The sequence below is a fragment of the Natronolimnohabitans innermongolicus JCM 12255 genome (genome assembly GCF_000337215.1).
GTDB lineage: Archaea > Halobacteriota > Halobacteria > Halobacteriales > Natrialbaceae > Natronolimnohabitans > Natronolimnohabitans innermongolicus.
Map to the genome: position 1 here is coordinate 1 of NZ_AOHZ01000016.1, position 4,409 is coordinate 4,409.

Genomic DNA, 4,409 nt, shown 5'->3' on the forward strand with positions numbered 1-4,409 from the left:
TCGCGGCCGTCGAACCCGTCTTCGTCCCCTACGGGCTCGCCGTCGCGCTCGTCGCGGGACTGCTCGCGATGCCGTACCCCCTCGCGCTCGCGGCGCGAACGAACGCCGTCGACGAACTGAACCGCTAACCCCACAGCCATGTCCCGACTCACGAAACTTCGCGCGATCGGTGGCCTCTCGCTCGCCCAGCTCCGTCACTCCCCCGCGAGAACGATCCTCGTCGTCCTCGCGATTGCGCTCGCCGTTCTGGCCGTGACGCTGCTCGCGAGTCTCGGCCTCGGCGTCCTCGAGACGGGCGAAGAGCAGTTCGCGGACGCCGACCAGGACGTCTGGGTGACCGGCGGCGGCGTCGAGGTGAGCCAGACCGGCGGCATCGAGAATCCGATCACCGACGCCCACCAGCTCGCGGCGACGCTCGAGGAGCGAGACGACGTCGACTCCGCGTCGCCGCTGGCCTTCCACGCGGTCTACGTCGGCGACGATCCCGACGACCTCGAACTCGTCACGGGCGTCGGCGTCCCCAGCACCCACGGCGACGCCGACCTCGGCGACGACGAGGGCTTCTCCGAGGGGAACGTCCACTACGCCGACGGCGACTACGACGGGCCGCTGACCGAGGAGATCATCGTCGACGAATCGACGGCGGAACAGTTCGACGTCGGCGTCGGCGATACCATCCACGCGGGGACGAGCCCCGGCGCCGCGGCCGACCGCGAACTCGAGGTCGTCGGCGTCGCCTCGACGTACTCGCAGTTCCTCGGGACGCCGACCGTCACGCTCCCGATCAGCGAACTCCAGCAGATCGCCGGCACGACCGGCTCGGACCGGGCGACGTTCGTCACCCTCTCGGTCGCCGACGGCGCCGAGCCCGACGCCGTCCGCGACGAGGTCGCCGACTCCCATCCGGAGTACGACGTCCAGACCAGCGACCAACAGCTCGAGTCGATGCTCGAAGAACGCGTGCTCGTCCTCGCCAGCGGGATCACGCTGGTCGTCCTCGCGGTCGTCGCGGGGATCGCGCTGACGGTCAACGTGCTCGCGGTCGTCGCGTCCCAGCAACGCGAGACGTTCGCCGCGTTGCACGCGATCGGCCTCTCCCGGTCGACGATCGCCGGGCTCGTCGGCGGCCAGGGCGTCGTGCTCGGGTTCGCCGGCGGCGCGCTCGGTCTGCTCGCGACCCCGGCGGCGGCCTACGCGCTCGAGGCGCTGACGACGACCGTCGTCGGCTTCGAGGGGCTGTTGCGGACGCCGCCCGAGGTCTACGTCCTCGGCGGGGCCATCGCGCTCGTCGTCGGGACGATCGGCGCGCTCGTGGCCGGCTGGCGGGCGGGGAGCGACGCGCGCCTCGAGACGCTCGAGTCAACGTAACTTCCGCCACGACTCGAGTCGTAGGCTTTCTCCTCGAGTTTCTGTAACGAACTCGCCGACCGCGTCGAGCGCAGCGACGAAAGAAAACCGAGAGCCGCGAACCGCGAACCGCGACGCCGCTTAGCCCGCTTGCTCCAGTTCGCCGACGGCGAGGAACGTGTACGGCTCCTCACCCTCGAACGCGCCGTAGATGAGCACCGTCGTCTCGCGGCCGTCCTCGAGAAGTCCGGCGACCTGATCGGCCTCGAATTCGACGTCGGCACCGCGGCCGGTGACGTTTCGAAGCCGCGTCGCGGGGACCGCGGCGTCGGATTCGTCGGTTCCCGGCACCGGCGGTGCGAGCGGCGAGTACGGGGCGATCCGAACCGAGTCGGCGTCGATGTCCTCGAGGCTCAGCGTCACCTCCCGATCGGCCGGGTTGGCAAACGAGAGCGTCGTCGTGAAGTTGCCGCGGCCCGGCTGGACCCGCGGCGGCGTGAACTCGACGTCCATCGTGAGCATCGCGGGGATGGTGACCGTCTCGTCGCCGATTCGCAGGTTGTCGACGTAGTGGTCGACGACCGTCTCGCCGAGGAGGTCCCCGTCGCCGATCGCGAGCCCGAGCAGTTGCGTCTCCGTCCCGAATCGATCGAGGACGTTCGCGTACTGGGACGCGTTCCGCAACTCGGTGATGTGTTCGCCGATGAGTTCCGTCGTCGTCGTGACCCGTTCGTCTTCGACGTCGACGAGGTCGTCGTCGACGGTGACGGCGCGCCATCCGTCGGCTTCGAGCTCCGCGTAGACCTCGCGAGTCTGCCACTCGCTCGCCGCCGGCCCGTCGTTCGGGCGGTAGGTGACGACCAGCCCGTCGTCCGGCGTCTCGAGAATCAGGAAGATATCGTCGGAGGCGCCGTCGTCGTCGGCGCCGACGAAGTAATCGTACTGAATCTTCTCGGCCTTTCTGAGTGTGCCGAGCGTGAACGAATGGTTGCGGAGGTCGACTGCAGTCGCGGTGTAGTCGCCGGATTCCTCCCCGCGGGAGGTGAAGTGGACGGCGTTCGCTCGATCGCCACCGGCAGGATCGCCGTCGAGTTGCAGTCGGTTCGTAAACCGCATATCCATATCGGCATCATAGCTAAACGCCACGTCGAGTGCGCGCCGATGGTCCGCCGGACGCTTGTCGGCGTCGTCGGCCGGACGATCGTCTGTGCCCTTGCCCGTCCCCTTCTCGTCACCGTTCCCCTCGTCGTTCGTGTCTGTACTTCCGAGGCAGCCGGCAAGGCCGACGGTCGCGACGAGTGATCCCCCAGCACCCGCCATCGCGGTCCGTCGACTGATCGCCCGATCCGGTTCGCCGTGGTCCGTCTCGTCGTCATTACGAGTCATTTGACCCACAGGACAGAGTAGCTGGAATACAGCATAAAGGCCAATAATCGTAATACTAACTGTAATCTGTTATGATATGAATTCAGCGAATACTCTGCGAATCGCTCGAAGTCGGTCCGATAGTCGAAAAACTGCTTTCGACCGTGAACTGTTCACAGAACCTGATTACGGGCGTGTAAGGGCGAGCTACAGTCACCGATCTCGAGCGGTGACACGAACGCAGCAACTGCGACAGCGCGTGAGACACCGGTACGCGCCCGTCCCGACACGCTTTTCCCGGCCGTCGCGCTGACCCAGGTATGGGATCGTTCGTTTCACCGAGCGCCGAACTCGCACGGTACGCGACCGACCGGGCCGCACCCGACGACCCGGTCGTCGTCGTTGCCGGCTGTGGCAGCGCCGGGACCGTCGCCGACCTCCTCGAGCGCGGCGTCGACGCCTACGGGTTCGACCTCGAGGCCGAGCCGCTCGCCGAGGCCGACGTTTCGAGTGCGCGACTCCACCGGTGTGACCTCCGCGATGAGGACCTCCTCGAACGACTTCGGGCCGCCTTCGATATCGATCGGATTCACGTCTGTTACACCGAGCGGGTGCTCTCGATACTCACTCCGTCGGAAGCTGCGACCGTTACCGCGCGCCTCCGTGCGGCCGACGCGGTCGATCACTGCGTCCACCGAATCGCAGAAATTCCGCCGGTCGGCCACCAGCGCGGCGAGTTCGAGGCCACGATTCGCGCTCCCGACGAGTGGCGAGCCGCGTGCGACCCCGACGGCGAGGACCTGTGGCTCTCGACGACCGATGGGTTTCCGACGACCAGCGGGAGCGAAAACGAACGATAGAACGAGCGACGGTCGCCCGGATCGAGCGGACGCGGAGAGTGCGGTCGGAGAGGAGAGCGACGAAGGGACCACGAAGAACGGAAGAGAGCACGAAGCAACGGCGCGAAGAGTACCCGAAACGAGCGAACCAGCGGAAGGGACCGAACAGAAACGGAGCGGAGTTCCGAACGCTCGAGTCCGTTCCGTTACCGATCGCGATCGACGGCCTCGCCCGGCCGCGTCGTCGCGCCCGTCGAGAGCTTCAGTCCCGGCGACAGACTCGAGTTGATTCCCGTCTTCACGTCGTCGCCGGCGACCACGCCGAACTTTCGGCGGCCGGTCGAGACGCGCTCGCCTTTCACCGTGAACTCGATATCGTCGTCGTCGTGGCGCAGGTTCGCCACGTTCGTCCCCGCGCCGAAGTTGACGTCGCGCCCCAGCACGCTGTCGCCGACGTACGAGAGGTGACTGACCGACGCCCCCCGCGAGAGGACGCTATTTTTCACCTCGGCGGCGTGGCCCACCTTCGCGTCCGAGCCGACCAGCGTCGCGCCGCGGACGTAGGCGTTCGGCCCGACGGTCGCCCCCGAGCGGATCAACACCGGTCCTTCGACGACGACGCCGGGTTTCACCGTCGCGCCCTCCTCGACGACGACCGTCCCCTCGAGGTGGGCGTCCTCGCTGACCTCGCCCGCAACGTGCCCCTCGAGGTCGCCGAGTTTCCACTCGTTGGCCTCGAGCAGTTCCCACGGGCGGCCGACGTCGAGCCAGCGCGAGAGCGTCACGGGCGTCACCGAGAACTCGTCGACGACCTGAGAGAGCACGTCGGTGATCTCGTGTTCGCCGCGTTCGCTTTCG

Annotated in this window: 4 protein-coding genes; 2 read left to right on the forward strand and 2 right to left on the reverse strand. The window is 67.5% G+C overall.

The features are described 5' to 3' along the window. Positions 1-138: 138 nt before the first annotated feature. Positions 139-1,368 (forward strand): ABC transporter permease, encoded by a 1,230-nt coding sequence (locus C493_RS03375; RefSeq protein WP_007257998.1) that lies wholly within the window; start codon positions 139-141, stop codon positions 1,366-1,368. A 120-nt stretch (positions 1,369-1,488) separates the two neighbouring features. Here the strand turns inward: C493_RS03375 and C493_RS03380 are convergent, their stop codons facing one another. After that, positions 1,489-2,733 carry a hypothetical protein gene (locus C493_RS03380; protein ID WP_007257999.1) on the reverse strand — a complete coding sequence of 415 codons (1,245 nt, stop codon included), beginning with the start codon at positions 2,731-2,733 and terminating at the stop codon, positions 1,489-1,491. A 299-nt stretch (positions 2,734-3,032) separates the two neighbouring features. Here C493_RS03380 and C493_RS03385 point away from each other — a divergent pair, with 299 nt between their 5' ends. Then, the gene (locus C493_RS03385) at positions 3,033-3,572 is read left to right on the forward strand and encodes a hypothetical protein (RefSeq protein WP_007258000.1); all 540 of its coding nucleotides are present in this window, start codon (positions 3,033-3,035) and stop codon (positions 3,570-3,572) included. A 185-nt stretch (positions 3,573-3,757) separates the two neighbouring features. Here C493_RS03385 and glmU read toward each other — a convergent pair. Then, positions 3,758-4,409 (reverse strand): bifunctional sugar-1-phosphate nucleotidylyltransferase/acetyltransferase (gene glmU / locus C493_RS03390; RefSeq protein WP_007258001.1); only part of this gene is annotated, 652 nt, incomplete at its 5' end.